This is a genomic window from Paenarthrobacter sp. 22069, assembly GCF_052046035.1.
GTDB lineage: Bacteria > Actinomycetota > Actinomycetes > Actinomycetales > Micrococcaceae > Arthrobacter.
The window spans coordinates 52,739-77,250 of record NZ_JBQEQF010000011.1 but is presented as its reverse complement, the minus strand read 5'-3'; the positions used below and the strand labels follow the sequence as shown (position 1 = coordinate 77,250).

Genomic DNA, 24,512 nt, shown 5'->3' with positions numbered 1-24,512 from the left:
ATTTAAATTTTGACCGCGTTCCCTATTGGTCAAGGCCCGTACCCTTGACCCGCATACGCCTGCTGCTACGATCGAGGAAGAAAGTATGTCCTATCAAGAGAACATATAGCGGCAAATGGGCCGCAGGCGCGGCTGTCCGGACCGGACGGACGCGCAGGGACCGAAGACGAGGGAACGCACCGTGGCGAACAACCTGGGACTCAGCATTGACCGCTCCTCCCCCGTGCCCCTGTACCACCAGGTGGTCCAGGGTATAGAAGCGGCCATCTACAGCGGAGTGCTGGAACCCGGGAGCCGGCTGGACAACGAGATCGACCTCGCCGCCCAGCTCAACCTGTCACGTCCCACCATGCGCAAGGCCATGGACGAACTGGTCCGCTCCGGCCTGCTGGTGCGGAAGCGGGGCGTGGGCACCCAGGTGGTCTCCAGCCAGGTGCGCCGGCCGCTGGAACTTTCCAGCCTCTACGACGACCTCACCAACAACGGCAAGAAGCCCACCACCGAGGTCCTCAGCTTCTCGCACGTCGAGGCCGACGACGCCACCCTCACCACGCTGCAGCTCCCCGCGGGATCGAAGGTTTACCACTTCACCAGGCTGCGGCGGGTAGGCGGTAAGCCCCTGGCCCTCATGGAGAACTGGGTGCGCGACGATATCGCCGAGATGGACGAGGCCATGCTGGGCGCGGAAGGCCTGTACTCGATCCTCCGCCGCGGTGGCGTGAACTTCCGGCTCGCCACGCAGCGCATCGGCGCCATGAACGCCAACGACTACCAGGCTTCCATGCTGGACACCCCGGCGGGGTCGGCCCTGGTCACCATGGAACGCACGGCCATGGACGATACCGGCCGCCGCGTTGAAACCGGCCACCACGTCTACCGGGCCGATTCCTACAGCTTTGAAATGACTCTCGTACAGCGATAATCCAAGGAGCCAACTCCATGACCAACTGGGTCTACCCCCTGGGCACCGCCACCGACGGCACCTGGGACGTTTCGATCGGAACCTCCGATTCCGCTCTCGCCGTGGACGGCTGGGCCCATACGGGACTAAAGGTTGCCACCCTTCCGGCCGGCGCCGCCGTCGAACTTCCCGCCGCGGACGAGGAACGCATTGTGGTGCCCCTTAGCGGGTCCTTCAGCGTGAGCGTTGACGGCACGGATTATCCCCTCGAAGGACGCTCCTCTGTCTTCGCCGGCCCCACGGATGTCCTCTATTCAGGCACCGGGCGGGCCGTGGGCATCAGCTCCGCCGACGGCGGCCGGGTCGCCGTGGCAACCGCGCCGGCACAGGCGTCCCATCCCACGCGCTTGGTGTCCGCGGCGGAAACCCCGGTGGAGCTGCGCGGAGCGGGAAACTGCTCTCGCCAGGTCCACAACTTCGGCACGCCGGCGGCGCTCGAGGCAGACAGGTTCATCGTGTGCGAGGTCCTCACCCCGGCCGGCAACTGGTCCTCCTATCCTCCGCACAAGCATGACGAGGAGAAGGACGGCGAGACCTCCCTGGAGGAGATCTACTACTTCGAAACCCAGGTAGCGGCCGGAGGTGCCGCACCCGGTGACGCCGACGCCATTGGCTACCAGCGCGTCTACGCCTCGGATGAACGCCCCATCGACGTCTCCGCCGAGGTCCGCACGGGCGACGTTGTCCTGGTCCCCTACGGCTGGCACGGTCCGGCCATGGCCGCACCCGGCTACGACCTCTACTACCTCAACGTCATGGCGGGCCCCGGGCCGGTACGGGAGTGGCTGATCAGCGATGACCCGCACCACGGCTGGGTCCGGCAGACGTGGGAAAGCCAGAACATCGACCCCCGGCTGCCGTTCGGCGCCTGACGCGGGCGCGACCAGGCGGGCGGCGGCGGCTGGCATAGTGGAGTCTTGTGAAACAGACTTCGCCTTCGTCCCGGTCGGTGACCATGGAGGATGTGGCACGCGACGCCGGAGTGAGCCGTGCCCTGGTATCCCTGGTAATGCGCGATTCATCCAAGGTCTCCCCTGCCAAGCGGGCAGCCGTGCTGGAAAGCGCCGCCGCCCTGGGTTACTCCCCCAACAGGCTGGCGAGCCGGCTGGCCAGCCACCGGACCAACACACTGGGCGTCCTCTTCCTCGACCTGCACAACTCGGTCTTCGCCGATATCTATGACGGCATCACCGAAGGGCTGGCGGGCAGCGGCAACCAGGTAATGGTCGCCGTCGGCTCCGCTGATCCGGGCACGGAGCTGGAGGCGGTCCGCTCCTTCGTCGACCTGCGGGTGGACGGCGTCCTGCTGGCCGGCTACACCGGCACCTCGGCGGAATTGGCCGGAGCCCTGCGCGGGACGCCCGCCGTCGTCATCACCCGGGAGCTGGAGGTCGACGGCGTGGATTCCGTTTTGACCGACGACTTCCGTTCGGGGGCACTTGCCGTGGAGCACCTGTACGGGCTGGGGCACCGGCGGATTGCGCACGTGGATATTTCCGATTGGCTCCCCTACACCGCCCGGCGGGAAGGCTACCTGGAGGCGATGAGGCGGTTCGGCCTGGAGCCCCAGCTGGTCCACAGCGATATGACGGAACGCGGCGGGCGGGCGGTGATGGAGCAGTTCCTGGACTCGGGCGCCACGCTCCCCACGGCGGTCTTTGCGCACAATGATCTCACCGCCATCGGCATCATGGAGGCGTTGAAAGCCCGCGACCTGTCGGTTCCGGGCGATGTGGCGATCGTCGGCTGCGACAACATCGAGGTGGGCGCTTCCCCGCTGATCGGCCTGACCTCCATCGACCAGCACGCCAGGGAGCTTGGACGGGTGGGGGCGCAGGCAATGCTGGACCGGATTGCGGGCACGGCCGGCCCGGCCGTAACCCGCAAGCTCGAGCCGGCCCTCATGGTGCGCGGCTCCTCCGATCCCGCTGCTTAGCGGAGGGTCGGCTGGCGCAGGGCTGGTTCCTTCGGTGTTGCCCGAGCCGTATTGCGGCTTCCACGCCCGGTCTTTTTTGCGCCTGCCGCTGCGAAGGCCATCACGGCAAGGCCCGCCAGAGTGATGGCCGCACCGGCCCAGATCGGAGAGGTGTAGCCAAGTCCGGCGGTGATGGTGACGCCGCCCAGCCAGGCGCCAAGGGCGTTGCCCACATTGAACGCACCGATGTTGGCGCCGGAGGCGAGGGTGGGAGCACCGGAGGCGTACTTCATGACGCGCATCTGCAGACCCGGCACCGTGGCAAAGCCGAAGCCGCCCATGAGGACCAGGGAAATAACTGTCAGCACGGGGTTCGTGGCCGCCAGGGCAAATCCCGCCAGGACCACTGTCAGCGCACCGAGCACCACCAGCAGAGTGCGGTCAACATTCCTGTCCGCAGCTTTGCCGCCCAGCGTGTTGCCGGCGAAGAGGCCCACGCCGAAGACGATGAGCAGCCATGGCACGGTGGAGGCAGCGAATCCGGAGACCTCGGTAAGGGTATAGGCGATGTAGGTGAAGGCACCGAACATGCCGCCGAAGCCCAGGATGGTCACCACGATCGAGAGCCAGACCTGTCCGGAGCGGAATGCACGCAGCTCGGAACGGAGGCTGGCCGCCCCTTCGGTGTCGCCTGCGGATTTGGGCACGAGCGCCAGGATGCCGGCGAGCGCGGCGACGCCGATGACCGTGATGGCCCAGAAGGTTGCGCGCCAGCCGGCGGCCTGGCCCAGCAGAGTCCCAAAGGGTACGCCCAGGACGTTGGCCGCAGTGAGCCCGGTGAACATGAGCGCGATGGCCCCCGCCTTCTTAGTGGCCGGAACCATGCCGGCTGCCACCACGGCCCCGATACCGAAGAACGCGCCGTGCGAGAGGGCGGCGATGACGCGCCCGGCCATCATGGCCCAGTAGCCGTCCGCCGTTGCGGACAGCAGGTTCCCGGCGATGAACAGGACCAGCAGGGCGCCGAGCACCGGCTTGCGATGGAACCGCGTGACGGCTGCCGTGAGGCCTAGCGCCCCCACCACCACGGAGAGCGCGTACCCGGAGATGAACCAGCCGGCAGAGGCCTCACTGACGGCGAAGTCCGCGGCGACCTGCGGGAGGAGCCCGGCGATGACGAATTCGGTAAGTCCGATGCCAAACCCGCCCAGGGCGAGTGCTATCAGGCCAACAGGCATGCGAATGCTCCTTTGAGCTGTAGGTGTGGTTGTCCCCGTGGCGGGAAGGCGCCTAAGATAGTTGCAGACGCGGTATTTATTGTTGCACATGCAAATATAGCGCGCAAGCAACTATCTTTGTCTAACGAGCGGCCCTTCATTAATGGAGACCGCCCCGAAGGAGTACGCATGGGCATTAAGGACGACGCCGTCGAGGTCCGCGCCCAGGGCTGGCGGACCCTGGCTGCCCTGCACGGGCTGATCGAGAATGAGCTCGAACGCGCCCTCCAGGCCGAATCCAAGCTGTCGGTTGTGGAGTACACGGTGCTCGACGCCCTCAGCCGGCAGGACGGCTGGCACATGCGGATGCAGCAGCTGGCCCGCGCCACGGCATTGAGCCCCAGCGCCACCACCCGCCTGGTCAACCGCCTGGAGGATCGCGGCCTCCTGACCAGGATCCTCTGCGACGACGACCGCCGCGGCATCTACACCGAGCTCACCGCCAGCGGCAGCAGCCTGCTGGCAAAGGCGCGCCCGGTCCACGACGCCACGCTGGAGCGTGCCCTCCAGGAGGCCATGGCCATCCCCGAGCTGGCACCGCTGGTGGACGCCCTCCCGCGGCTGCACGCCCGCACGTAGGCCACCAGCCCGTAAGCAGGCAATGCCCCCGTAAGGATCTTCACGGGGGCATTGCCTGCAGGGCTGTGGGCTGGTGCGGTCAGGGGACCTTGGCTTCGGCAGCCTGGGCTTGGTTTCCGGCCACGTTCTTGAAGTAGTGCTCCAAATCCTCCAGGCTCTTGTCCTTGGTCTCGGGCACGTACTTGGCGGCGAAGGCAATGGCCCCCACGCCAAGGACGGCAAACACGAAGAACGTGTTGGAGATGCCGATGGCGGCCAGCAGCTGCGGGAACCCGAAACCAATCAGGAAGTTCACGATCCACAGCAGGAAGGCCGACGCCCCCATGCCCAGGCCGCGGATCTTCAACGGGAAGATTTCCGAGAGCATCAGCCAGGTCACCGGCGAAATAGCGCCCTGCTGGAACGCCAGGAACGTCACGGTCAACGCCAGGATGGTGAAGCCGCGGGCCGATCCTTCCGGCAGGATCAGGGAGAACAGTCCGATCAGCAGCAGCGCCGTCGTCGTCCCCACCTGGCCGGTGATCAGCATCCTGCGCCGTCCCACCTTGCCCAGCAGCCAGATCCCCACGAACGTGGCGAGGACCGAAATGACGCCGTTGGCGATGTTGGCTGTGAGTGCCGCTTCGCGGCCGAAGCCGGACTGGGACAGGATCTGCGTGCCGTAATACATGATCGAGTTCACGCCGGTGATCTGCTGGATCACCGCAAGGCCCAGGCCGACGAAAAAGATGCGCCGGAGCCATGGAATGCCCAGGTCCTTCCAGGAGCCCATCTTGGACTTGTAGTCCTCCACGGCCATGGCTTTGACTTCTTCGAACTCCCTGCGCGCCTCCTCCTGCGACCTGATCCGCTGCAGCACGCTGAGCGTCTCGCCGAAGCTGCCGATGGAGGCCAGCCACCGGGGGCTTTCGGGCATGAAGTTCATCCCGATCCACAGGGCAATGGCCGGAAGCGTGGCGATCACCAGCATCCAGCGCCAGATGCCGTGCGATTCGCCAAAGGAGTTGCCCAGGTAGGCGTTGAAGATAAACGCCAGCAGCTGCCCGGTGACGATCATGAGTTCGTTCTGGGTGACGATCCGGCCGCGCCGGCTGCTCGGTGATACCTCGGCCAGGTATACCGGGACGGTCACTGAGGCACCGCCCACGGCCAGGCCCAGGATGAACCGGGCGGCGATCATCACTTCGGTGTTAGGTGCGAAGGTGCAGCCCAGGGTGCCCAGCAGGAACACGACAGCCAGCACCATGATCATCCTGCGCCGGCCGTTGCGGTCCGCCAGGCGTCCGCCGAACAGGGCGCCGAAGGCGGCACCGAACAGGAGGGACGAGGTGACCAGCCCTTCGGTGAGCGGGGTCAGGCCCAGGTCTTCCTGCATGTAGGGCAGGGCGCCATTGATCACGCCGGTGTCGTAGCCAAACAGCAGGCCGCCGAAGGTGGAGATGATGGTGACGGTCCGCAGGGCCCGCTGGTGGTTGGCGGGCCGCGGGGCCTTGGTCACAGGGGCAGGCGAACTCATAGGCTGACCTTCTGGACGTACTGCTTTATGGTGTCCAACTGGTAGCGGGAGACCTCTTCGGCGTTCTCGTCCTCGGCGAAGACGCTGGACACCATCACGGTGTCGTCCCGGTCCAGGAAGCCGATTTCCTTCAGGCCGCCGAAGAACTCGTCCCAGTTCACGTCGCCGTCGCCGACTTTAAGGTGCTGGTGCACTCGGACGGGGTTGCCGGGCGGGTTGGTGATGTAGCGCAGCCCGTGGGATGCATGGTGGTCCATGGTGTCGGCCACGTGGACCAGGCGGAGCTTATCCCCCGCCGCCCGCATAATGTCCAAAGGGCTGTTCTTCATGTGGAAGCTGTGTGAGGCCACGTAGACCATGCCCACGTTCTCGGAGTTCACGCCGCGGATCACGCGGATGGCAGCGAGGCCCTCCTCCACGAAGTCGTCAGGGTGCGGATCGATCAGGAGATCGATGCCTTCACGCTCGATGATCGGCAGCAGTTCCTCCATGGAACGGTAGAACGCCCGCTCGGACTCCTCCGCCTTCTCCGGCCGGCCGCTGAACTCGGTGTTCATGGTGCTGACGCCCAGGTCCACGGCGATCTGGATGGCACGCTTCCAATAGCGAACCGCAGCTTCGCGGGCGTCCTCGTCCGGGCCTGACCAGCGGAGGACAGGGAGGATGGAGGCGATTTCAATTCCGGCGTCCTTGCAGGCCTTGCCCAGTTGGCTTACCAGTTCATCGTCCGCTTTGGGGTGGTTGTAGAACGGGATGAAGTCCGCGTGCGGGGTCATCTGCATGTACTTGTAGCCGAGGTCCGCCACCACCCGGGGGAACTCCATCAGGGTGTGCGAGTGGTGGAACGGGGTAGGGTCAAGTGCGATTTTCACGTAAACACTCCATTGTGGATCAGGAACGGTGGGGACACGAAAGGGGACGGATGGCTCCGCCCCCTTTCCGGTCCTACTTGTAGAGGTCGGGCTTTGCCGCCAGCTTCACGGCGACCTTCTCGCCGTTCTTCTGTGCTTCAACGCCTGCTTCGCAGCACGCAGCGGTGGCGTACCCGTCCCAGGCGGAGGGGCCGCCGATTTCGCCCTTAAGCGCCGCGTCCACCCACGACTGGATTTCGACGTCGTACGCGGCACCAAAGCGCTCTTCGAAGCCGGGCGTGACGTTGCCGCCCCAGTGGCCAGCGCTGCGGGTGTAGGGTCCCTTGTCGCCGCCGATGCTGACGACGCCGTCCTCGAAGGAGGCCTGCGTGGCCACCTCGTAGCCGAACTTGGCGTTGACGTAGATTTCGACGTCGGCCAGGACGCCGGACTCGGTCTCGAGCAGGACGTGCTGGGGGTCGTGCTGGCCGGAGGGGGCGTTCCTGGTGGCCTTGCCCAGGCGCACCTGGACGCTGGTGATTTCCTCGCCCGTGAAGTAGCGGATGGCGTCGAACTCGTGGACCACGGAGTCGTTGATGAGCATCTCGTTGGTGAAGCCCTCGGGGGTGCTGGGGTTGCGGTGCTGGTGATGCAGCATCAGCAGTTCGCCCAGTTCGTGGTTGCGGATGATCGAGCCCAGTGCCGCGTACTCGGCGTCGAAGCGTCGCATGAAGCCCACCTGGATGCGCTTGTGTCCCAGGGCCACCTCGGACTCGACGATCTTCCAGGAGGACTCGGCGTCGGGGGTAAGCGGCTTTTCGCAGAGGATCGGGATGTCCTTGGCGAGGGCCTTGAGCAGGATGTCTTCGTGCAGGAAGCCAGGGGTGGCGATCAGGACGGCGTTGACGTCGCCGTTGTTGAGGGCCTCGTCGGCGTCGGCAAGGGCCACTGCGCCCGGGATGCCTTCGATGGCGGCCTGGGCGCGGGCGAGGTCGACGTCGACGACGGCGGCAACCTCGGCTCCGTGGATGCGCTTGTTGAGGCGCTGGATGTGGTCGGCGCCCATGCGGCCTGCACCGATGACGGCAACGCGGAGGGTTTCAGTCATTGTTCTGTCCTTCTAGTGTCTGTGGGCTGGGATTAGCTGACGGCGGTGCGGGATCCGCAGGACAACAGGTAGTTGCGGGTGCGCTTGGCGATCGGCATGGGAACGTCGAAGGCCACGGGGTACATGTCCTGTTCCACGATGCCGAAGATGGGACGGTCCAGGGCCTCAACCGCTTCGATGACCGCGCGGAGGTTCGGCAGGCCGTTCGGGGGTTCGGTCATGACGCCGGCCAGGTTGGCTGCCGCCCAGGTCATGTTTTCCTCGTTGACCTTCTTCAGGATCTCCGGGTTGATCTGCTTCAGGTGCAGGTAGCCGATGCGGTCCGGGTAGTTCTTGATCAGGTCAAGACTGGAGGCGCCGCAGTATTCGGCGTGTCCGGTGTCCAGGCAGAGGTTCAGGTACTGCGGATCCGTGGCGCCAAGCAATGTCTCGATGTCTTCCTGGGCGCCTACGTGGGAGTCTGCGTGGGAGTGGAACTGCTGCTTCAGGCCGAAGTCCTCCAACAGTGTTTTCCCCAGGCGGTTGTGACCGGCGAACAGGTCGCTCCAGGATTTATCACTGAGCGTGCCGCTTTCCACGGCTTCGCCGGTGACGTCGTCGCGCCACATGGCGGGGATGACGACGATGTGCTCGCCGCCCATGGCTGCGGTCAGTTCGGCGACTTTGCGGGCCGGCTCCCACGCGGATTCCCACTGGTCCAGGCCCCGGTGGAACGCGGTGAAGACGGTTCCCGCGGAGATCTGCAGGTCGCGCTGCTTCAGCTCTTCCGCCAGGCGGGTGGGGTCGGTGGGAAGGTAGCCGTAGGGTCCCAGCTCGATCCACTTGTAGCCGGACTCGGCCACCTCGTCGAGGAAGCGTTCCCACGGGGTCTGCTTGGGGTCATCCGCGAACCAAACGCCCCAGGAGTCCGGTGCCGTGCCGATGATCAGCTTGTTCTCAGTCATTTGTCTTTTCCTTTGCATCGATTGCTCCGTCGTTGTCGTTTTGGACGCTCAAAACGACGTTTACGGAGCAATCGACGGGGGTTGGTGGGCCCACGCCGCCCGGGTTCCCTTGCCGAGCTTGCGAGGTAAGGGAGGCGGTGGGGACTAGTTGGAGGGGAAGTTGTAGGAGGCGCCGGAGGCGTGGTGGGTTTCGGGCCAGCGGGAGGTGACAACCTTGCCGCGGGTGTAGAAGCTGACGCCTTCAGGGCCGTAGATGTGCTTGTCACCGAAGAGGGAGGCTTTCCAGCCTCCGAAGGAGTGGTAGGCCACCGGGACGGGCAGGGGCACGTTGATGCCGATCATGCCGACCGTGACGGAGCGCTGGAATTTGCGGGCTGCGGCGCCGGAGGAGGTGAAGATGGCGGTGCCGTTGCCGTAGGGGTTGGCGTTGATCAGCTTGATGCCCTCTTCCAGGGTGTCCACACGGACCACCACCAGGACGGGTCCGAAGATTTCCTCTGTGTAGGCAGTCATTTCGGTCTTGACGTGGTCGATCACGGTGGGGCCGACCCAGAAGCCGTCCTCATGGCCGGGGACCACCAGATCGCGTCCGTCCACCACCATGGCGGCGCCCGCAGCTTCGGCTTCGGTGACGATCCGCACGATGCGTTCCTTGGAGGCCGGCGTGATGACAGGGCCCATTTCGGCGTCGGGTGCGGTGCCGTTGTTGACCTTCACGGCCAGGGCCCGCTCTTCGACCTTCTTGACCAGCAGGTCCGCGGCCTCTCCGACGGCGACGGCCACGGAGATGGCCATGCAGCGTTCGCCGGCGGAGCCAAAGGCGGCAGCGGCGAGGTGGTCGGCGGCGTTGTCCAGGTCGGCGTCGGGCAGGATGATGGCGTGGTTCTTCGCCCCGCCCAGGGCCTGGACGCGCTTGCCGTGCCTGGTGGCGGTTTCGTGGACGTACTGGGCGATCGGGGTGGAGCCGACGAAGGAGATGCCGTCCACGTCCGGGTGGGTCAGCAGCCCGTCCACGGTTTCCTTGTCACCGTGCAGGACCTGGAACACACCGTCCGGCAGGCCGGCTTCCTTCCACAGCTTGGCCAGCAGCAGGGAGGCTGAGGGATCCCGCTCGGAGGGCTTGAGGATGAAGGCGTTGCCGGTGGCGATCGCCATCGGCGCCATCCACAGCGGCACCATCACGGGGAAGTTGAACGGCGTGATGCCTGCAACCACGCCGAGGGGCTCGCGGAAGTTGAAGACGTCGATGCCGGTGGAGACCTGGTCCGAGTAGTCGCCCTTGAGCAGGGTGGGGATGCCGCAGGCGTATTCGATGACTTCCAGCCCGCGGCCGATCTCGCCCTTGGCGTCGGAGATGACCTTGCCGTGTTCGGCCGTGACCAACTGTGCCAGCTCTTCGACGTACGCGGCGACGAGTTCGCGGAACTTGAACAACACCGCGGTGCGCTTGGCCAGGGAGATGTCGCCCCAGGTGTCGGCGGCTTTGCGGGCGGCTGCGACAGCGGTTTCGAGGTCGGCGCGGTTGGCCAGCCGCAGAGTGGCGGACACGGCACCGGTGGCCGGGTTGTACACGTTCGTGGTGCGGTCACCTTCGCCGGCAGTTTCTGCGCCGTTGATGAAGTGGTTGATGACAGTTTCGGTGGTGATGGCAGTCATGGGACTCTTCCTTGAGTAGTAAAAAGAGAGGTGCTTAGCCGAGCAGTTTGCGCTGGCGGTTCTTGTGGTCGACGTAGGTCTGGAAGGCCTGTTTCGTTGACTCCAGTTCGGAGACCTGAGAGACGGGGACGTCCCACCAGGACTCGGAGGACGGTGCGTCCAGGAGCGGGTCGGACTCGACGTGGATCAGGATCGGTCCACTGTTTTCAGGTGCGGCCTTGGCGTCGCGGATGGCCTGCTCGAGTTCGGCGATGACCTTCTCGCCGGGTTCGATCCGGATGACCTTCACGCCCAGGGACTGGGCGTTCAGGGCCAGGTCCACGGGCAAGGTCTCGCCCTCGTCGAAGCTGTGCTGTTCCTCGTCGAGGGCACGGTACTGGGTGCCGAACCGCTGCGAACCGAGCATCTCGGAGAGGGATCCGATGGAGGCGTAACCGTGGTTCTGGATCAGGACCACGATCAGCTTGATGCGTTCGGCGACGGCGGTGACCAGTTCGGTGTGCATCATCAGGTAGGAACCGTCCCCCACCATCACGACGACGTCCCGCACCTGGGCCGCTTCCCCACCGACGGCGCCTGACGCCGTCGTGCTTGCTGCTTCGGCGATCGCTGCCCGCTTGACGCCCAGGCCGCCGGGGATTTCGTAGCCCATGCAGGAGTAGGCGTATTCCACGTGGTAACCGAACGGGTCCCGGACGCGCCACATCTTGTGCAGGTCACCCGGTAGCGAACCCGCCGCGCAGATGACCACGTCGCGGGCGTCCATGGCCCGGTTGGTCGCGCCGATGATCTCGTTCTGCGCCGGCAACGGGGTGAACCTCGTGTCGAAGGCCTCGTCGACCGTGGCGTTCCAGCGCTTCTTCTCCGCCTCGATCTTCTGCTCCAGGTCGGCACCGACGCGGTACCCGCCGAGGGCGGCGTTGAGCTTGACCAGGGCCTTGCGCGCGTCGGCGACGATCGGCAGCGTGGTGCCGTGCTTGTAGGCGTCGATCGGGGCGACGTTGATGTTCACGAACTTCACGTCCGGGTTCTGGAATGCCGTCCGGGACGCGGTGGTGAAGTCCTCGTAGCGGGTGCCGATGCCAATGATCAGGTCCGCCTCGGCGGCAATGGCGTTGGCCGCCGTCGTGCCGGTGGAGCCAATGGCGCCGAGGGAGAACTGGTGGTCCCAGGGCAGGACGCCGACGCCGGCCTGCGTGTTGCCTACCGGAATCCCGGTCAGCTCGGCCAGTTTGGCGAGTTCGTCGTTGGCGTAGGCGTAGAGGACGCCGCCCCCGGCGATGATCAGCGGACGCTTTGCAGCGCGGATCGCTGCGGCGGCGCGGGCGATGTCCTCGTCGTCGGCGTCGGGGCGGCGGATCCGCCACTCCCGCTCGGCAAGGAATTCTTCGGGGACGTCGAAGGCCTCGGCCTGGACGTCCTGCGGCAGGGAGATGGTCACCGCGCCGGTCTCGGCCGGGTCGGTGAGGATGCGCAGGCCGTGGTGGAACGCGGAGAACAGCTGCTCGGGCCGGTTGACCCGGTCAAAGAACTTGGACAGCGGCCGGAACGCATCATTGACCGTGATGTCGTAGGCGTAGGGCTGCTCAAGCTGCTGCAGCACGGGGTCTGCGGCGCGGGTGGCGAACGTGTCCGAGGGCAGCAGCAGCACCGGTAGCCGGTTGGTGGTGGCCAGCGCGGCGCCGGTCAACAGATTGGACGAGCCCGGGCCTATGGAGGTGCTGATCGCGTAGGTCTGGCGGCGGCGGGTGTGCCGGGCGTATCCGACGGCCTGGTGGACTTGGGCCTGCTCGTTCCGGCCCTGGTAGTACGGCATCAGGGTGGGGTCCTGCTGCTGGTACTGCTTCAGCGCCTGGCCCACGCCGGCCACGTTGCCGTGCCCGAAGATACCAAACGTGCCCGGGATCAGCCGTTCGCGGTAGTCAACGCCACCCACGTTGTCGACGGTGTACTGCCGGGAAAGGTATTCGACGACGGCCTGTGCCACCGTCATTCTCCGCGTTCCTGTTGTTGCGCCCATTGCTAGTTCTCCGGGATTTCAGTGGTGTGATGCAGGAGCGAGGCAGCCGCTGCGACGGCGCCCGCGACGTCCCCGTCGGAGGGGTAAAGCAGGGTGCGGCCAACGGTAAGCCCCTGCACGCCGGGCAGTGCCAGCGCGGCACCCCAGGTGGCGAAGACTTCATCCTGGGAGCCGTCTGGGTCACCGCCCAGCAGGACGGTGGGCATGGTGGTGGCGGCCATGACGCGTTCCATCTCCGCCACCACGGGAAGCTTCATCCACGTGTAGGCGCTGGTGGAACCCAGGCCCTCGGCAATCGCGACGGACTTGATGACGGCATTTGGGGAGAGATCGTTGCGGACACGGCCGTTTTCGCGGACGGACAGGAACGGCTCCACCATGGCGATCAGCTTCCGCTCCGCCAGCGAGTCAATCGCCTTCGCGGCCGCTTCCAGCGTCACGACCGTGTCGGGGTCTCCCAGGCAGATCCGCGTCAGCATCTTCCCGCCGTCAGCGCCGAGTGCTTCCAAAGCGGCGGCGGTGTGGCCGGTGAACCGGTCATCGAACTCGTTGACCAGCCCGGACAGGCCGCCGCGGTTCATGGAACCAAACACCAGCTTGCCGTCCAGGGCACCCAGCAGCAGCAGGTCGTCCATGATGTCCGGGGAGGCCAGGACACCGTCCACGGCCGGGTTGGCCAGCGCGACCTGGAGCCGGTCCAGCAGTTGCCGGCGGTCGGCCATGGCCACGGGATCGTTGCCCACGGCGAGGGCACCGCGGGCCGGGTGGTCCGCGGCGACGATGAAGTTCTGCCGGCCGGACTTCAGACCTGGGTGGCGGCGCCGGGACTGGGCGGCGCGGGCCACCGCGTCCGGGTCTTCGAGGCGGATGGTGCTCAGGTGTTCATAACGGCGCGGGTCATCATCCACGGCATTGTTCGAGGCAAGGGGTGTGAGGGTCACAGTGCTGCTCCTTCGGTGGCAAGCTGCGAAGCGCCGGAAACACCGGTGCCGGGAACTGGCCGGCCCCGTTCTGCCAGCAGCGAGGTGACCTCCTCCGGCGTCGGCATCGCATCGGCGCAGGACAGGCGGGAGGCAACGATCGCACCGGCGGCGTTGGCGTAATCCAGGACCTGTTCCAGGGGCCAGCCAGAGAGCAGGCCATGGCAGAAGGCGCCGCCAAAGGAGTCACCGGCACCCAGGCCGTTCAGGGTTTCCACCGGGACGGGGGCGGAGACCACCCGTTCGGTGCGGGTCTTGGCCATCACGCCTTCGGGGCCGAGCTTGACGACGGCGATTTCGACCCCGGCGGCCAGCAGCCGGTCCGCCTGCTCGTCCGGGGTGCCCTCGCCGACCGCAACCGCGCATTCCTTGTCATTGCCGATGGCAACGGTAACGTGCGGCAGGATCTTTGCGACCTCCGCGCGGGCTTCCTGCTCGGAAGTCCAGAACATGGGCCGGTAGTCCAGGTCCAGGATGGTGAACTGTCCCTCGGCGAGGCCGGTGCGGGGCCGGGCTTCGTGCGCGGCGATGTGGGCACTGCGGCTGGGTTCCTGGCACAGGCCGGTTACCGTGGACCAGAAAATCCCGGCGCCGCGGATGGCGTCCAGGTCCAGCTCTTCCGCGGCTATCTGCAGGTCCGGGGCGGTGGGAAAGCGGCCATAGAAGTAGAGCGGGAACTCGTCCGTCGCGGGTTTGATGGCACAGAACGTGACCGCCGTGGGCCAGTCCTTGACCGGGCTGACGAAGGCGTCGTCCACGTTGAACTTGTGGAGTTCACGATGCAGGTACGCGCCGAAAGGATCGTCCCCGGTACGGGTGATCACGCCGGTCCGCCGGCCGTGGCGGGCGGCGGCGACGGCGACGTTGGACGGCGAACCACCAAGGTATTTGCCGAAGGACTCAACGTCCTCCAGGCCAACGCCGATGTCGTTCGGGTAGATATCAACGCTGATGCGCCCGATCGTAAGAAGCTCGTGGGTCACGGTAATCGTGGACCTTTCTGGTGTGGAACTCGAATCCTTTGAGGGGCAGGAGCTCCGGAACTGGCAGGCCGTGGTGTGGGCCACAGGCACTACTTTGCCCTAGATCTAATGTCCTGTCAAAGGTTTGTACTGACATACTTACAACATGGTTTTCCGTCCGCCCATCCCCCATGGTTGGGCGTACGACTACTTCTTCGGGACCGCCAATTCGCCAGTAATATACTGGGCCCGGCCGAAGCCGAAGGACCAGTCGCCGGCACTGTTTTCGACGTAGCCGATAAAGACGTCCTCGCCTGCCACGCCAATAGCGGCAAGCTTCTCGGCCACTGCCGCAAAAAGCCGCTGCTTCGCCTCCTGCGTACGCCCCTCCTGGGTGAAGATCTGGATCATGACCACACCCCCGGTGCGCTCGAAGCCCAGCCCGGCGTCCTGGGCGAAAATCTGCCCCTGCGGGTGCTCGGTCAGGATGTGGAAGTAGTCCCGTTCCGGAATTCCATACTCGGAAAGGATGGCGTCATGGATCCCGCGGCTCAGCTTCTGCAGATCCTCCGCTGGGCGGCCCTCGTTGACGTCGATACGAACCAGCGGCATGAAAGTCTCTCCCTCGAATAGTTTGTCCTGACATACTAACAAACTGCCTTTTCCCGAAACAAGACCCTTGAAGACTGACAGGAACAGGATTAGTATTAATCAACCGATAGGTTGATAAACAAGACAGTTGATTAGAGGTCGGACATGACCGATGACGCGGGATTGGACTCCGCATTCCTCGCCCTGGCCGACCCCGTACGGCGAAGCATCATTGCCCGTTTGAGCCGGGGCCCGGCCACGGTGAACGAGCTGGCGGAACCGTTCGAGATTTCCAAGCAGGCAGTCTCGAAGCACATCCAGGTACTCGAGCAGGCGCAGCTGGTGACCCGTACCCGGGATGCCCAGCGCAGGCCCGTCCACCTGAACCCCGCACGGCTGGAGGCGCTCACTGCCTGGATTGGCCAATACCGGCTGGTCCGTGAGGAGCAGTTCCGCAGCCTGGAGGCCGTGCTTGAATCCAGCGCCGGGCAAGCGGCGCCAACGGCAAAGGAAGAGAAATGAGCAATCCACTGAAAATTACGGCACCGGAGGGTCTCCCCTACATCGACTTCGAGCGGGAGTTCGACTTTCCGGTAGCGGATGTGTTCCGCGCGCACAAGGACCCGGAGCTGGTGGCCCAGTGGCTGGGCCCGCGGGGCATGAAGATGGAGATGGACCATTACGATTTCCGCACCGGCGGGAGCTACCGGTACATCCACACCGGCCCGGACGGGGTGCCGTACGAGTTCCGCGGCATCTTCCACACAGTGCGCGAGAACGACTTCGCCCTGCAGACCTTCGAGTTCGGCGGATATCCGGACTCCGTCAGCCTGGAATCCATGACCTTTGAAGCGCTCGACGGCGGCCGGTGCCGGTTGCGGGGGCACGCCATGTACCAGAGCATGGAGGCGCGGAACGGCATGCTGCACTCAGGCATGGAGGGCGGCATGTCCGAGGGCTATGAGCGGCTGGACGAACTGTTGGCGGGCGCGTCGGTCTGACGCAGGAGAAGGGCCTCGTCAAGCACGCGGGCCAGGTTCGCTGCGTCGTGGGCGAAGCGGCCCAGGAACAGCCCATCCGCGGCGGGCAGTTGCGGGAGCAGTCCGGGTCCGGCGCTGCCGCCGTAAATGATGGGGCAGCCCGGGCCCAGGGCAGCCCGGATCCGGGTGAGGACAGCGTTGACGTGCTGCGGCGGCGCCGGTTCCTGCGCGCCGATGGCCCACACCGGTTCATAGGCCAGGACAAGGCGCGCCGCCAGGGCGGAGTCGCCTTCCGTGGCAGCGAGGACCTGCCCCACGCAGAAGTCCGCGGCAGCCCCGGCGTCGAGCTTGTCCGGCTCGCCGATGCACAGCAGCGGGGTAAGGGAATGGCCGACGGCGGCACGCACCTTGCGTGCCACCACGGCATCGTCTTCAGCGAAAAGCCGTCGGCGTTCGGCATGGCCGATCTCGACGAGTGAGACGCCGAGTTCGGCCAGCATGCCGGGGCTGACCTCACCCGTCAGCGGCCCGTCACCCCATGCGCAGTTCTGCGCGCCGAGGAGTACGGGCGAGCCTGCCAGGATCCGCCCGGCGGGTTCCAGGACCGGGAAGGACGGGATGACAAAGACCCGGACCGGGGAATCCTTTGCGGCCAGTCCGGGCCTGTCATCGACAAAAGAGCGAACCTCCGACAGCCAGCGCAGGCTCGCCTGGTAGCCCATGTACATCTTGGTGCTGACACCGATGTAAAGGGGGCGGTTGCCTGTGTTGCTGCCGGAGGTGCTCATCATTTCCTTGGGTAAATGCCGGGACCGGCTCAGTCGAGGAGGTCGTCGGCCTTGTTCTTGAACCGTCTGGTGGCGAACATCATTGCCGCCGCCACGAAGGGCAGGACACCCAGGGCGTAGACGCCCATGGATCCGGTGGGCGAGTGCGTTGCCTCGTTGACGGCTGTCCGGAGGATCGGCGCCACGAAGCCACCCAGGTTGCCCAGCGAGTTGATCAGGCCGATGCCTGCGGCAGCAGCCGAGCCGGCCAGGAATGCGGTGGGATAGGACCAGACAACGGGACCGACGGCCAGGAAGCTGCAGACCGCCAAGGTTATGAAGATCATGCCCAGGACCGGCTGGTGGTTGGTTCCTGCCCAGGCCGAGCCGAAGATGCACAGGCCCGTCGAGAGGAACAGGATGGTGCCGAACTTGCGGCGCTTGGCCACGGTGTCTGCGGCCTTGCCGATGAAGTAGCAGGCGAAAATGCCGAAGAACCACGGCACGGCGATCAGGAGGCCGACGGCGAGTCCAACCTTCTGCCCGGTCAGCGAGGACACCTGCTGCGGCAGGAAGAACGTCACGCCGTAGACGGCGATCTGCAGGCAGAAGTAGATGGCCGTGAAGTACCAGACGCGGCCGTTGCGCATGGCGGCCAGGATGCCGCGTGGCCCCGTTTCGTCCTTGATGGTGTCCTCCAGCGCCATGACTTCCTTCAGGGCGTACTTTTCCTCAGGGTTGAGGAACTTGGCCTTCCCGGGCCCATTGATCAGGAAGAAGAAGGCCGCGATTCCTGCCAGGACAGCGAGCATGCCTTCAACGAAGAACATGACCTGCCAGCCGCGCAGGCCCGGTACCTGGTCACCAATGTTGATCAGCCAGCCGGAGAGTGGATTGCCGATCATCTGGGAGAACGGCTGGGCCAAGTAGAAGATGGCGAACATCTGCACGCGCACCTTGTTCGGGAACCATTCGGCCAGGTACATGATCACCCCGGGGAACAGTCCGGCTTCGGTCACGCCGAGGAGGAAACGCAGGATCACAAACGAGGTCTCACCCTGCACAAAGGCGAAGCATGCCGAGACGATGCCCCAGGTGATGGCGATGCGCGCCAGCCAGATCTTGGCGCCGACCTTCTTGAGCAGCAGGTTGCTGGGGATCTCGAAGATGGCATAGCCAATGAAGAAGATACCCGCGCCCAGGGCGAAGGCCGCGGCGGACACCCCCTTGTCCGCACCAAGGGCCGCCTCGGCGAAGCCGACGTTGGTGCGGTCCAGGAACGAAACGACGTAGAGGATGACCAGCATCGGCATCAGCCGGCGGGCCGCCTTGAAGATGGCGGACTTCAGGACCGGGCGGGCCAGAAGCTCCCTGGATGTTGCAGTGGTTTCGGACACAACACTCTCCTTCGAGTGGTGACGTTGGTGTTGCCCGGCGGGCCGGCGGCCTGCGGGTTTGTTGTGGCGCCCGGCCTTGTGGTGCCGGGAGGTGGGCGCCGTCAGTGCATGTACAGCCCGCCGTCGACGTTCAGCGTCTGTCCGGAGATGTACCCGGCGTCTTCGCCGATGAGGAAGCAGATGGCCGCGGCGACGTCGCGCGTGGTGCCCACCCGGTTTACCACCAGGTCCTTGACGAGCTCATCCTTGCGTTCCTCGCTGAGGGTGCCGCCCATAATGTCCGTGTCGATCGGGCCAGGCGAGATGGCATTGACGGTGATGTCGTACTCGCCCAGTTCCCGGGCGGTGGCACGGGTCAGGCCGATGACGCCGGCCTTGGCCACGGAGTACGGCGTCTTGCTGAACGTTCCGCCGCCGCGCTGCGCGGACACAGACGAAATGTTCACGATCCGCCCCAGCCGGTTCCTGGCCATCGATTCGGCCGCCCGGCGGGTGGCGTAGTGGACGCCGTTCATGTTGATGTTGACCACGCGGTCCCATTCGGCTCCATCGAGCTCCAGGTAGGGAACGGGTGAGCTGACGCCTGCGATGTTTGCCAGGGCCACCAGCTGGGGAAGCTCGGCCTCGATCTCGTCGATGGCGGCGCGCACGGAAGCCTCGTCGCCTATATTGGCGCCGGCACCGTGGGCCTGGACACCGTGCCTGTCCGCAAGTTCCTTGGCCAGGTTCTTGCTGGCGGCGTCGTCCAGGTCGATCACGCCGATGTTCCAGCCGCGCTCGGCAAGGTATTCGGCGGTGGCCCGGCCGATGCCGCGCTCGGACACGGCACCGGTAACGATCACCGTGCGGTCGGTGGGAAATGAGGTCATGGATTTCCTTTGCATGGAGGGATCTGGGCAGCGTTGCCTAGGACAGCGGAGCCGGTCCCAGTTCCTCGATGAGCTTCTGCATGGCCACGTATGCCTTGTTCCGGTAGGCAACCAGGGCTGCGGTCCGCTCGGCGGGAACGTCGAGGAACCCGGAACCGGTCTTGGTGCCAAGCTGGCCGGCGTCCACCTTCTCCTGGAGGATCCGCGGGGTGGCGAACCGCTCCGGGAAGCCGGTCTGCAGGGACTTGTAGCAGAAGGCGTAGACGTCCAGCCCGGCCATGTCCGCGATTGCGAACGGGCCGAAGAACGGCAGCCGGAAGCCGAAGGTGGTGCGGACCAGGGTGTCCACGTCTTCCGCGGTGGCGATGCCTTCCTCCACCACCTGGGCGGCCTCGTGGAAGAGGGCGTACTGAAGCCGGTTGAGGACGAAGCCGGTGACGTCCTTCACGGTCGCCGTCTCCTTGCCGGTCTCCCCCACGATCGTGCGTGCAGCCTGGACGGTGGCTTCAGAGGTGCCTTCATGCGGGATGACTTCCACACCCGGGATGAACGGGGCGGGGTTGGAGAAGTGGACACCCAGGAAACGCTCCGGATGATCCACCACTTCGGCCAGTTTGGCAATGGAGATGGTGGACGTGTTGGAGCCGATGATGGCGTCCGGCCGGGCTGCGGCGCTGATGCGGGTAAGGGTGGCGTGCTTGATCTCCAGGACCTCCGGCACGGCTTCCTCGATGTACTCGGCGTTCGCCACCGCTTCTTCAATGTCCTTGGCTGCCCAGAGGTTTTCCTTGAGCAGGTCGGTGGCGTTGGCCGGGAAGAGGCCTGCTGCGACGAACTCGTCGGATTCCTTCAGCAGCCGTGCGTAATTGCTTTGGGCGATTTCGGCGGAAACGTCGGCCAGTGCGACGCGTGCTCCGGCGAGCGCCAGGACCTGGGCGATTCCGCCGCCCATGTAGCCCGAGCCGACGACGGCGATGTTGCGTGTGCTCATTTGTCCTCAAGTCCTTCCGACGCGTCCTCGTAGGAGGAGATGGCGTCTACTTTGGCCGCGGATGCGGAGTTTTCATCGAAGCGGTGGTCCAGCCACTCGCCCACGAGCTTCTTGGCCAGTTCCAGGCCGATCACGCGCTGGCCCAGGGTTAGCACCTGGGCGTTGTTGGACAGTACTGACCGTTCCACCGAATAGCTGTCGTGGGCCGTGACCGCCCGGATGCCCGGGACCTTGTTGGCGGAAATGGCGACGCCCAATCCGGTTCCGCAGATCAGGAGGGCACGGTCCGCCTCCCCAGCTGCCACCTTGCGGGCGGCAGCGACGGCGAGGTGCGGATAGGCGGTGCTGTCGTCGGCGCCGACGCCGACATCCTCTACCGAAGCAACGCGGGGGTCCGCTTCGAGCAGTGCGCGGAGGGCATTCTTGTATTCCACGCCGGCTTCATCGTTGCCGACGACGATGCGCCAGCCTGGCTGGGTGTTCTCGCTCATGTGATTCTCCTTAGTGGCTTTCGACAGTGGCGGCGTACTCGGCCACCCTGCGGGCGATGAGGCCGAAAGAGACGGCGCCGGGGTCGGGGTGGCCCAGGCTCTTCTCGGCCAGGGGCCGGGCGCGGCCCTTCTTCGGGCTCAGTGCGGCAGTGGCGTCAGCGGCCTGCGCCGCAGCCTCCGCTGCCGTTCGAAGGCTCGCGGCCAGGCTGCCGCCGTCGTCAATGGCCTTGCTGAAGGTGTCGGCGAACGGCAGGAGCGCGTCCACCATGGTCTTGTCCCCTGCTTCAGCCTTGCCCAACGTGACGATGGCGTCGCGGAGGGCGTTGACCGCTGCAGCGGCGTCTGCGGCAGTGTAGGCGTCCTTGCTGCCGAGGGTCCTGCCGACGGCGGTCACTGCCGCACCCCAGAGGGCCCCCGAGGTACCGCCGGCGCGTTCGGCCCACTGCTCCCCCGCCTCGGCGAGGAGTTCCTCGAGTCCGGCTCCGGCGGCGTGCGACTTTTCGGCCGCCGCAACGGCGGCGTCAACGCCGCGACGCATACCGATGCCGTGGTCGCCGTCACCGGCGATGGCGTCCAGCTTTCCGAGCGCTTCCTCGTGTTCGACGACGACGGCCCGCACCTCCTTCAGCGCGTCCACGGCCGTGGCGGCCAGGGCGGTGGAGGCGGCTGTGGCTGCCAATGCCGGTGCGGTATCCGCGTCGGCCAGCGATTCGACCGACCGTGCCCGGCGGGGAGCGAGGTTGCCCTTGCGGAAGGCGGGCGTGTCAGCCGGTGCCGACCAGAACTTCTCCAGTTCGTCGTCCAGCCAGAACAGGGTCAGCGACAGGCCGGACATGTCCAGGCTGGTCACCAGTTCACCGCATTCCGGTTCAACGATGCCCAGTCCGGCAGCGGTCAACAGCGCCTCGATCCTGCCGAACAGCAGGAACAGTTCGTCATACTTGACCGTTCCCAGACCGTTGAGGATGGGCACCACCCTGGTCCCGGCCGCATCCGGCTTGTCCTTGAGCAGGCCGTCCACCAGGAGCCGCGCAAGCTCACGTGCGGTGGGCAGCGGCTGCTCGGAGATGCCCGGTTCGCCATGGATCCCCAGCCCAACCGACATCATGCCCTCAGGAACCGTGAAGAGGGGCTCGGCTGCTCCGGGAAGGGTGCAACCGGCGAAGGCCACGCCGAGCGACCGGGTGTGGTGGTTGGTCTTGACGGCGAGGCGCTCCACCTCGTCCAGGGGCAGCCCCGCCTCTGCTGCCGCGCCGGCCACCTTGAAGACTGTCAGGTCGCCGGCGATGCCGCGGCGCTTGCCGATCTCTTCGAGGGGAGCGCTGGCGATGTCATCAGTGACCAGGATGGTCCGGGTTTCGATGCCTTCGGCATTCAGTTTGTCCTGTGCCTGGCCGAAATGGAGGACGTCACCGGCGTAGTTGCCGTAGCTGAGGAGGACGCCGCCGCCGGTTTGGGCTGCCTTGGCCACGCGGTAGACCTGGCCTGCCGAGGGGGATGCAAACATGTTGCCGCAGGCGCTTCCGGCTGCGAGTCCGGCGCCGACAAGGCCCGCGAAGGCCGGGTAATGGCCGGAGCCCCCGCCGATGACCAGTGCCACCTGGCCCGCCGGAGATTCCGTGGAGCGGACCACGCCGCCGTCAACACGCGCAACGTACTGGCCGTTTGCTGCGACGAAGCCGTCGAGGGCGTCGTCGGCAAACTGCGCTGGATCGTCAAATATCTTTGTCATGATTCCTCGTTGAACCGCTTGGGTGATTGCGGGACTTAGTGTGCCGGGACGGCAGCCGGGGTTTGCCTGCCCTGGGCCACCAGGCTGGTTCCCAGTGCGTAGCTGTCCCGCTTGGGCAGGACCTGGCGGCGCAGGTAGTCCTGGTTGGCGGCGGTGACGCTCAGGCCGTCCCCGCCGTAGTGCTCCGTGCAGATGATGCCCTGGAAACCGACAGACAGGGCGAACTGGAAGGCTTCGCGGTAGCTGATGAGGCCTGATTCCATGGGGGCCGGCATGGCGACGTAGTAGTCCCGGGCCTGGTCCTCATCGCGGATGTAGTTCTTGACGTGCCAGTAATTGGAGTACGGCAGCGTCTTGTGCACCAATTCGCGCCAGTCTTCGACGGGTCGGTGCAGGCGGATCAGGTTGCCGAGGTCCGGGTTCAGGCCGACGTTGGGCAGGTCGATGTCCTGGACCAGCTGCACGGAGGAATCTCCGGTGCCCAGGTAGGTGTCCTCGTACATTTCCAGCGAAACCAACAGGCCGAGTTCGGCGGCGTGCTTGCCCACTTCGCGGATGCGGGTGACGGCGTTGTTCCAGATTTCCTTGTCCCCCACCGGGTCCTTGTGGCCTTCGACGGTCCAGAACCACAGCTGCTTCTGCTGCTCGCGGGTAATGGCCTGGTGCAGGCCGATGGAGACAACTTCGCAGCCGAGATGGGCAGCGGCTTCGAGGGTGCGGTGGGTGTAGGCCAGGTTTTCCTCCCACTTCCCTTCCTCGATCACGCTGCGGCGGATGGCTGAGATGGAGGGAAGACCCAGGCCTGCCGCGGTGGCAGCGGCCTTCAGTTCATCCAGCCGGGCACTGGAAAGATCGCCGGGGCGGACCCAGCTGTCGGTGAGGTCGGCATTGGTGAAACCGGCGTCGGCCACTTCCTCGAAGACCTGCTGCCAGTCGCTGGCGGGGGCCTCCTGGACAGTGGTTCCGTCCGGCCGGGTTCCGGGGAACTGCAGCAGGGCGGCGGCGATGGGCCAGTTTTCGGCGGTGTACGGCATTGTCACTCCAGATCTAGAATCGCATTTCCTATAGGATCTATGCTTGTAGGTGGGCCTGTCAAGGGTCTTGGTGGCGGCCTCACTGGGAGGCCAAGGATATTGCGGCGCGAGGGGCAGCGCCAGGGGGTACGGCTAGCTGCGAACTTCGCTGTCGTGCTGCGAGCGCTGCTTGACGCCTTCGATGTGGGCGATCATCTTCCGTCGGGCCAGCTCAGCGTCGCCGGCCTCAAAAGCCTGGAGAATCTCGGAATGTTCCGCGATGGCGTAATCGGCGTCGGTCACGCCCAGGCCGCCAAAGAAGCGGAAACGCTGCACCTGGCCACCCAGCGCATTGTAGGCGGACAGCAGGAACTGGTTGTCTGCCGATTCGGCGATAAGCCGGTGGAAACGTTCGTCTGCTTCCCAATACGAGCGGAATTCGGCGAACGACGGCCCGCGCGGCGCGGCTTTCAAATCCTCGATGGCCTGCTGGAGCTGCCCGGTGAGTTTCTGGCCTGCGTGCTTGCAGGCCATGAAGGCGTTGGCCGGTTCGATCACCAGCCGGGCGTCCATCAGGTCTGCCAACTCATCGGGGGTGAACAGCGGCGCTACCCGGTAGCCGCGCAGGGCCATCCTGCGGACCATGCCGGTGGCTTCCAGCCGGGCGAGCGCCTCGCGAACGGGCGTCGGGGAAACGTCCAGCTCGCGTGCCATGCCGTCGATACTGACCGGCGTGCCGGCCTCCAGCCGGCCATCCATCAGGGCAACCAGGAGCGCTTCATAGACGTGGTCGGCAAGGACCTGCCTGCTCACGCCGCCGGAGGCGGGGTTCTTGGTTGCCATGTAGAAATCCTATAGCCGGTAAAGGTGCAGGAATGCCGGGGTCGGTTGGTCCGGGCACACCCGCGCCGG

The 24,512-nt window shown here is 65.7% G+C and carries 24 protein-coding genes; 6 read left to right on the top strand and 18 right to left on the bottom strand.

Annotation, left to right across the window (positions count from 1 at the left end; genetic code table 11):
• The first annotated feature begins 181 nt into the window (after window positions 1–181).
• From ACTJK0_RS10825 to ACTJK0_RS10815, 3 genes are read left to right on the top strand one after another with little or no spacing between them, the layout of a single operon-like run.
• A complete protein-coding gene (locus tag ACTJK0_RS10825; protein ID WP_440745161.1) occupies window positions 182–922 on the top strand; it encodes a GntR family transcriptional regulator in 741 nt (246 codons plus the stop codon).
• 17 nt (window positions 923–939) lie between these two features.
• Window positions 940–1,833: a 5-deoxy-glucuronate isomerase gene (gene iolB / locus ACTJK0_RS10820; protein ID WP_440745160.1), complete on the top strand. Its 894-nt coding sequence runs from the start codon at window positions 940–942 to the stop codon at window positions 1,831–1,833.
• Window positions 1,834–1,880: 47 nt separating this feature from the next.
• A complete protein-coding gene (locus ACTJK0_RS10815) occupies window positions 1,881–2,897 on the top strand; it encodes a LacI family DNA-binding transcriptional regulator (RefSeq protein ID WP_440745159.1) in 1,017 nt (338 codons plus the stop codon).
• Here the strand turns inward: ACTJK0_RS10815 and ACTJK0_RS10810 are convergent.
• Window positions 2,894–4,114, bottom strand: a complete 1,221-nt coding sequence (locus ACTJK0_RS10810; RefSeq protein ID WP_440745158.1) for an MFS transporter — start codon at window positions 4,112–4,114, stop codon at window positions 2,894–2,896. The two genes, ACTJK0_RS10815 and ACTJK0_RS10810, sit on opposite strands and share 4 nt — an antisense overlap.
• 168 nt (window positions 4,115–4,282) lie before the next feature.
• Between ACTJK0_RS10810 and ACTJK0_RS10805 the strand changes: the two genes are divergently transcribed.
• Window positions 4,283–4,732 (top strand): MarR family winged helix-turn-helix transcriptional regulator, encoded by a 450-nt coding sequence (locus ACTJK0_RS10805; protein WP_440745157.1) that lies wholly within the window; start codon window positions 4,283–4,285, stop codon window positions 4,730–4,732.
• A 79-nt stretch (window positions 4,733–4,811) separates the two neighbouring features.
• Here ACTJK0_RS10805 and ACTJK0_RS10800 read toward each other — a convergent pair whose 3' ends face one another.
• From ACTJK0_RS10800 to ACTJK0_RS10760, 9 genes are all read right to left on the bottom strand, one after another.
• Window positions 4,812–6,248 (bottom strand): sugar porter family MFS transporter, encoded by a 1,437-nt coding sequence (locus tag ACTJK0_RS10800; protein ID WP_440745156.1) that lies wholly within the window; start codon window positions 6,246–6,248, stop codon window positions 4,812–4,814.
• Window positions 6,245–7,120 (bottom strand): sugar phosphate isomerase/epimerase family protein, encoded by an 876-nt coding sequence (locus tag ACTJK0_RS10795; protein WP_440745155.1) that lies wholly within the window; start codon window positions 7,118–7,120, stop codon window positions 6,245–6,247. Before ACTJK0_RS10795 ends, ACTJK0_RS10800 begins: the two co-directional genes overlap by 4 nt.
• 73 nt (window positions 7,121–7,193) lie before the next feature.
• Window positions 7,194–8,207 carry a Gfo/Idh/MocA family protein gene (locus ACTJK0_RS10790; protein ID WP_440745154.1) on the bottom strand — a complete coding sequence of 338 codons (1,014 nt, stop codon included), beginning with the start codon at window positions 8,205–8,207 and terminating at the stop codon, window positions 7,194–7,196.
• A gap of 32 nt (window positions 8,208–8,239) precedes the next feature.
• A complete protein-coding gene (locus tag ACTJK0_RS10785; RefSeq protein WP_440745153.1) occupies window positions 8,240–9,151 on the bottom strand; it encodes a sugar phosphate isomerase/epimerase family protein in 912 nt (303 codons plus the stop codon).
• 144 nt (window positions 9,152–9,295) lie between these two features.
• The gene (locus ACTJK0_RS10780) at window positions 9,296–10,807 is read right to left on the bottom strand and encodes a CoA-acylating methylmalonate-semialdehyde dehydrogenase (protein ID WP_440745152.1); all 1,512 of its coding nucleotides are present in this window, start codon (window positions 10,805–10,807) and stop codon (window positions 9,296–9,298) included.
• A 34-nt stretch (window positions 10,808–10,841) separates the two neighbouring features.
• On the bottom strand, window positions 10,842–12,800 hold the full coding sequence (gene iolD / locus ACTJK0_RS10775) for a 3D-(3,5/4)-trihydroxycyclohexane-1,2-dione acylhydrolase (decyclizing) (RefSeq protein WP_440745151.1): 1,959 nt from the start codon (window positions 12,798–12,800) through the stop codon (window positions 10,842–10,844).
• A 29-nt stretch (window positions 12,801–12,829) separates the two neighbouring features.
• A complete protein-coding gene (locus ACTJK0_RS10770) occupies window positions 12,830–13,768 on the bottom strand; it encodes a Cgl0159 family (beta/alpha)8-fold protein (protein ID WP_440745150.1) in 939 nt (312 codons plus the stop codon).
• Window positions 13,765–14,790 (bottom strand): 5-dehydro-2-deoxygluconokinase, encoded by a 1,026-nt coding sequence (gene iolC / locus ACTJK0_RS10765; RefSeq protein ID WP_440745149.1) that lies wholly within the window; start codon window positions 14,788–14,790, stop codon window positions 13,765–13,767. Before iolC ends, ACTJK0_RS10770 begins: the two co-directional genes overlap by 4 nt.
• Before the next feature lie 186 nt (window positions 14,791–14,976).
• Window positions 14,977–15,381: a tautomerase family protein gene (locus ACTJK0_RS10760; RefSeq protein ID WP_440745148.1), complete on the bottom strand. Its 405-nt coding sequence runs from the start codon at window positions 15,379–15,381 to the stop codon at window positions 14,977–14,979.
• Between the two features lie 144 nt (window positions 15,382–15,525).
• Here ACTJK0_RS10760 and ACTJK0_RS10755 point away from each other — a divergent pair, with 144 nt between their 5' ends.
• Both ACTJK0_RS10755 and ACTJK0_RS10750 read left to right on the top strand, forming a co-directional pair.
• The gene (locus tag ACTJK0_RS10755; protein ID WP_110543909.1) at window positions 15,526–15,882 is read left to right on the top strand and encodes a metalloregulator ArsR/SmtB family transcription factor; all 357 of its coding nucleotides are present in this window, start codon (window positions 15,526–15,528) and stop codon (window positions 15,880–15,882) included.
• Complete coding sequence (locus ACTJK0_RS10750; protein WP_440745147.1) at window positions 15,879–16,361, top strand: SRPBCC family protein; 483 nt, start codon at window positions 15,879–15,881, stop codon at window positions 16,359–16,361. Before ACTJK0_RS10755 ends, ACTJK0_RS10750 begins: the two co-directional genes overlap by 4 nt.
• On the opposite strand, the gene ACTJK0_RS10745 is transcribed toward ACTJK0_RS10750, so the two are convergent.
• The 8 genes from ACTJK0_RS10745 to ACTJK0_RS10710 all read right to left on the bottom strand — a co-directional run bounded on the left by ACTJK0_RS10745 (window position 16,319) and on the right by ACTJK0_RS10710 (window position 24,443).
• Window positions 16,319–17,128 carry a triose-phosphate isomerase family protein gene (locus ACTJK0_RS10745; RefSeq protein ID WP_440745146.1) on the bottom strand — a complete coding sequence of 270 codons (810 nt, stop codon included), beginning with the start codon at window positions 17,126–17,128 and terminating at the stop codon, window positions 16,319–16,321. The two genes, ACTJK0_RS10750 and ACTJK0_RS10745, sit on opposite strands and share 43 nt — an antisense overlap.
• Before the next feature lie 29 nt (window positions 17,129–17,157).
• Window positions 17,158–18,504 (bottom strand): MFS transporter, encoded by a 1,347-nt coding sequence (locus ACTJK0_RS10740; protein WP_440745145.1) that lies wholly within the window; start codon window positions 18,502–18,504, stop codon window positions 17,158–17,160.
• A 101-nt stretch (window positions 18,505–18,605) separates the two neighbouring features.
• On the bottom strand, window positions 18,606–19,373 hold the full coding sequence (locus tag ACTJK0_RS10735) for an SDR family NAD(P)-dependent oxidoreductase (RefSeq protein ID WP_440745144.1): 768 nt from the start codon (window positions 19,371–19,373) through the stop codon (window positions 18,606–18,608).
• A gap of 37 nt (window positions 19,374–19,410) precedes the next feature.
• On the bottom strand, window positions 19,411–20,364 hold the full coding sequence (locus tag ACTJK0_RS10730) for a 3-hydroxyacyl-CoA dehydrogenase family protein (RefSeq protein WP_440745143.1): 954 nt from the start codon (window positions 20,362–20,364) through the stop codon (window positions 19,411–19,413).
• Entirely contained in the window at window positions 20,361–20,855 is a 495-nt protein-coding gene (locus tag ACTJK0_RS10725) for a ribose-5-phosphate isomerase (protein ID WP_440745142.1), read from the bottom strand. The genes ACTJK0_RS10730 and ACTJK0_RS10725 overlap by 4 nt, the downstream gene beginning before the upstream one ends.
• Window positions 20,856–20,865: 10 nt before the next feature.
• On the bottom strand, window positions 20,866–22,587 hold the full coding sequence (gene dhaL, locus ACTJK0_RS10720; RefSeq protein ID WP_440745141.1) for a dihydroxyacetone kinase subunit DhaL: 1,722 nt from the start codon (window positions 22,585–22,587) through the stop codon (window positions 20,866–20,868).
• A 35-nt stretch (window positions 22,588–22,622) separates the two neighbouring features.
• A complete protein-coding gene (locus ACTJK0_RS10715; RefSeq protein ID WP_440745140.1) occupies window positions 22,623–23,621 on the bottom strand; it encodes a sugar phosphate isomerase/epimerase family protein in 999 nt (332 codons plus the stop codon).
• A 132-nt stretch (window positions 23,622–23,753) separates the two neighbouring features.
• Window positions 23,754–24,443, bottom strand: a complete 690-nt coding sequence (locus tag ACTJK0_RS10710) for a GntR family transcriptional regulator (RefSeq protein ID WP_440745139.1) — start codon at window positions 24,441–24,443, stop codon at window positions 23,754–23,756.
• Window positions 24,444–24,512 lie beyond the last annotated feature (69 nt).

Bases quoted from the DNA above. Each gene is read 5' to 3' on its own strand.
- iolB (WP_440745160.1), top strand. From the start codon at position 940: ATGACCAACTGGGTCTACCCCCTGGGCACCGCCACCGACGGCACCTGG.
- ACTJK0_RS10810 (WP_440745158.1), bottom strand. From the start codon at position 4,114: ATGCCTGTTGGCCTGATAGCACTCGCCCTGGGCGGGTTTGGCATCGGA.
- ACTJK0_RS10805 (WP_440745157.1), top strand. From the start codon at position 4,283: ATGGGCATTAAGGACGACGCCGTCGAGGTCCGCGCCCAGGGCTGGCGG.
- ACTJK0_RS10800 (WP_440745156.1), bottom strand. From the start codon at position 6,248: ATGAGTTCGCCTGCCCCTGTGACCAAGGCCCCGCGGCCCGCCAACCAC.
- ACTJK0_RS10790 (WP_440745154.1), bottom strand. From the start codon at position 8,207: ATGACTGAAACCCTCCGCGTTGCCGTCATCGGTGCAGGCCGCATGGGC.
- ACTJK0_RS10785 (WP_440745153.1), bottom strand. From the start codon at position 9,151: ATGACTGAGAACAAGCTGATCATCGGCACGGCACCGGACTCCTGGGGC.
- ACTJK0_RS10780 (WP_440745152.1), bottom strand. From the start codon at position 10,807: ATGACTGCCATCACCACCGAAACTGTCATCAACCACTTCATCAACGGC.
- iolD (WP_440745151.1), bottom strand. From the start codon at position 12,800: ATGACGGTGGCACAGGCCGTCGTCGAATACCTTTCCCGGCAGTACACC.
- ACTJK0_RS10760 (WP_440745148.1), bottom strand. From the start codon at position 15,381: ATGCCGCTGGTTCGTATCGACGTCAACGAGGGCCGCCCAGCGGAGGAT.
- ACTJK0_RS10755 (WP_110543909.1), top strand. From the start codon at position 15,526: ATGACCGATGACGCGGGATTGGACTCCGCATTCCTCGCCCTGGCCGAC.
- ACTJK0_RS10750 (WP_440745147.1), top strand. From the start codon at position 15,879: ATGAGCAATCCACTGAAAATTACGGCACCGGAGGGTCTCCCCTACATC.
- ACTJK0_RS10745 (WP_440745146.1), bottom strand. From the start codon at position 17,128: ATGAGCACCTCCGGCAGCAACACAGGCAACCGCCCCCTTTACATCGGT.
- ACTJK0_RS10735 (WP_440745144.1), bottom strand. From the start codon at position 19,373: ATGACCTCATTTCCCACCGACCGCACGGTGATCGTTACCGGTGCCGTG.
- ACTJK0_RS10730 (WP_440745143.1), bottom strand. From the start codon at position 20,364: ATGAGCACACGCAACATCGCCGTCGTCGGCTCGGGCTACATGGGCGGC.
- ACTJK0_RS10725 (WP_440745142.1), bottom strand. From the start codon at position 20,855: ATGAGCGAGAACACCCAGCCAGGCTGGCGCATCGTCGTCGGCAACGAT.
- dhaL (WP_440745141.1), bottom strand. From the start codon at position 22,587: ATGACAAAGATATTTGACGATCCAGCGCAGTTTGCCGACGACGCCCTC.
- ACTJK0_RS10715 (WP_440745140.1), bottom strand. From the start codon at position 23,621: ATGCCGTACACCGCCGAAAACTGGCCCATCGCCGCCGCCCTGCTGCAG.
- ACTJK0_RS10710 (WP_440745139.1), bottom strand. From the start codon at position 24,443: ATGGCAACCAAGAACCCCGCCTCCGGCGGCGTGAGCAGGCAGGTCCTT.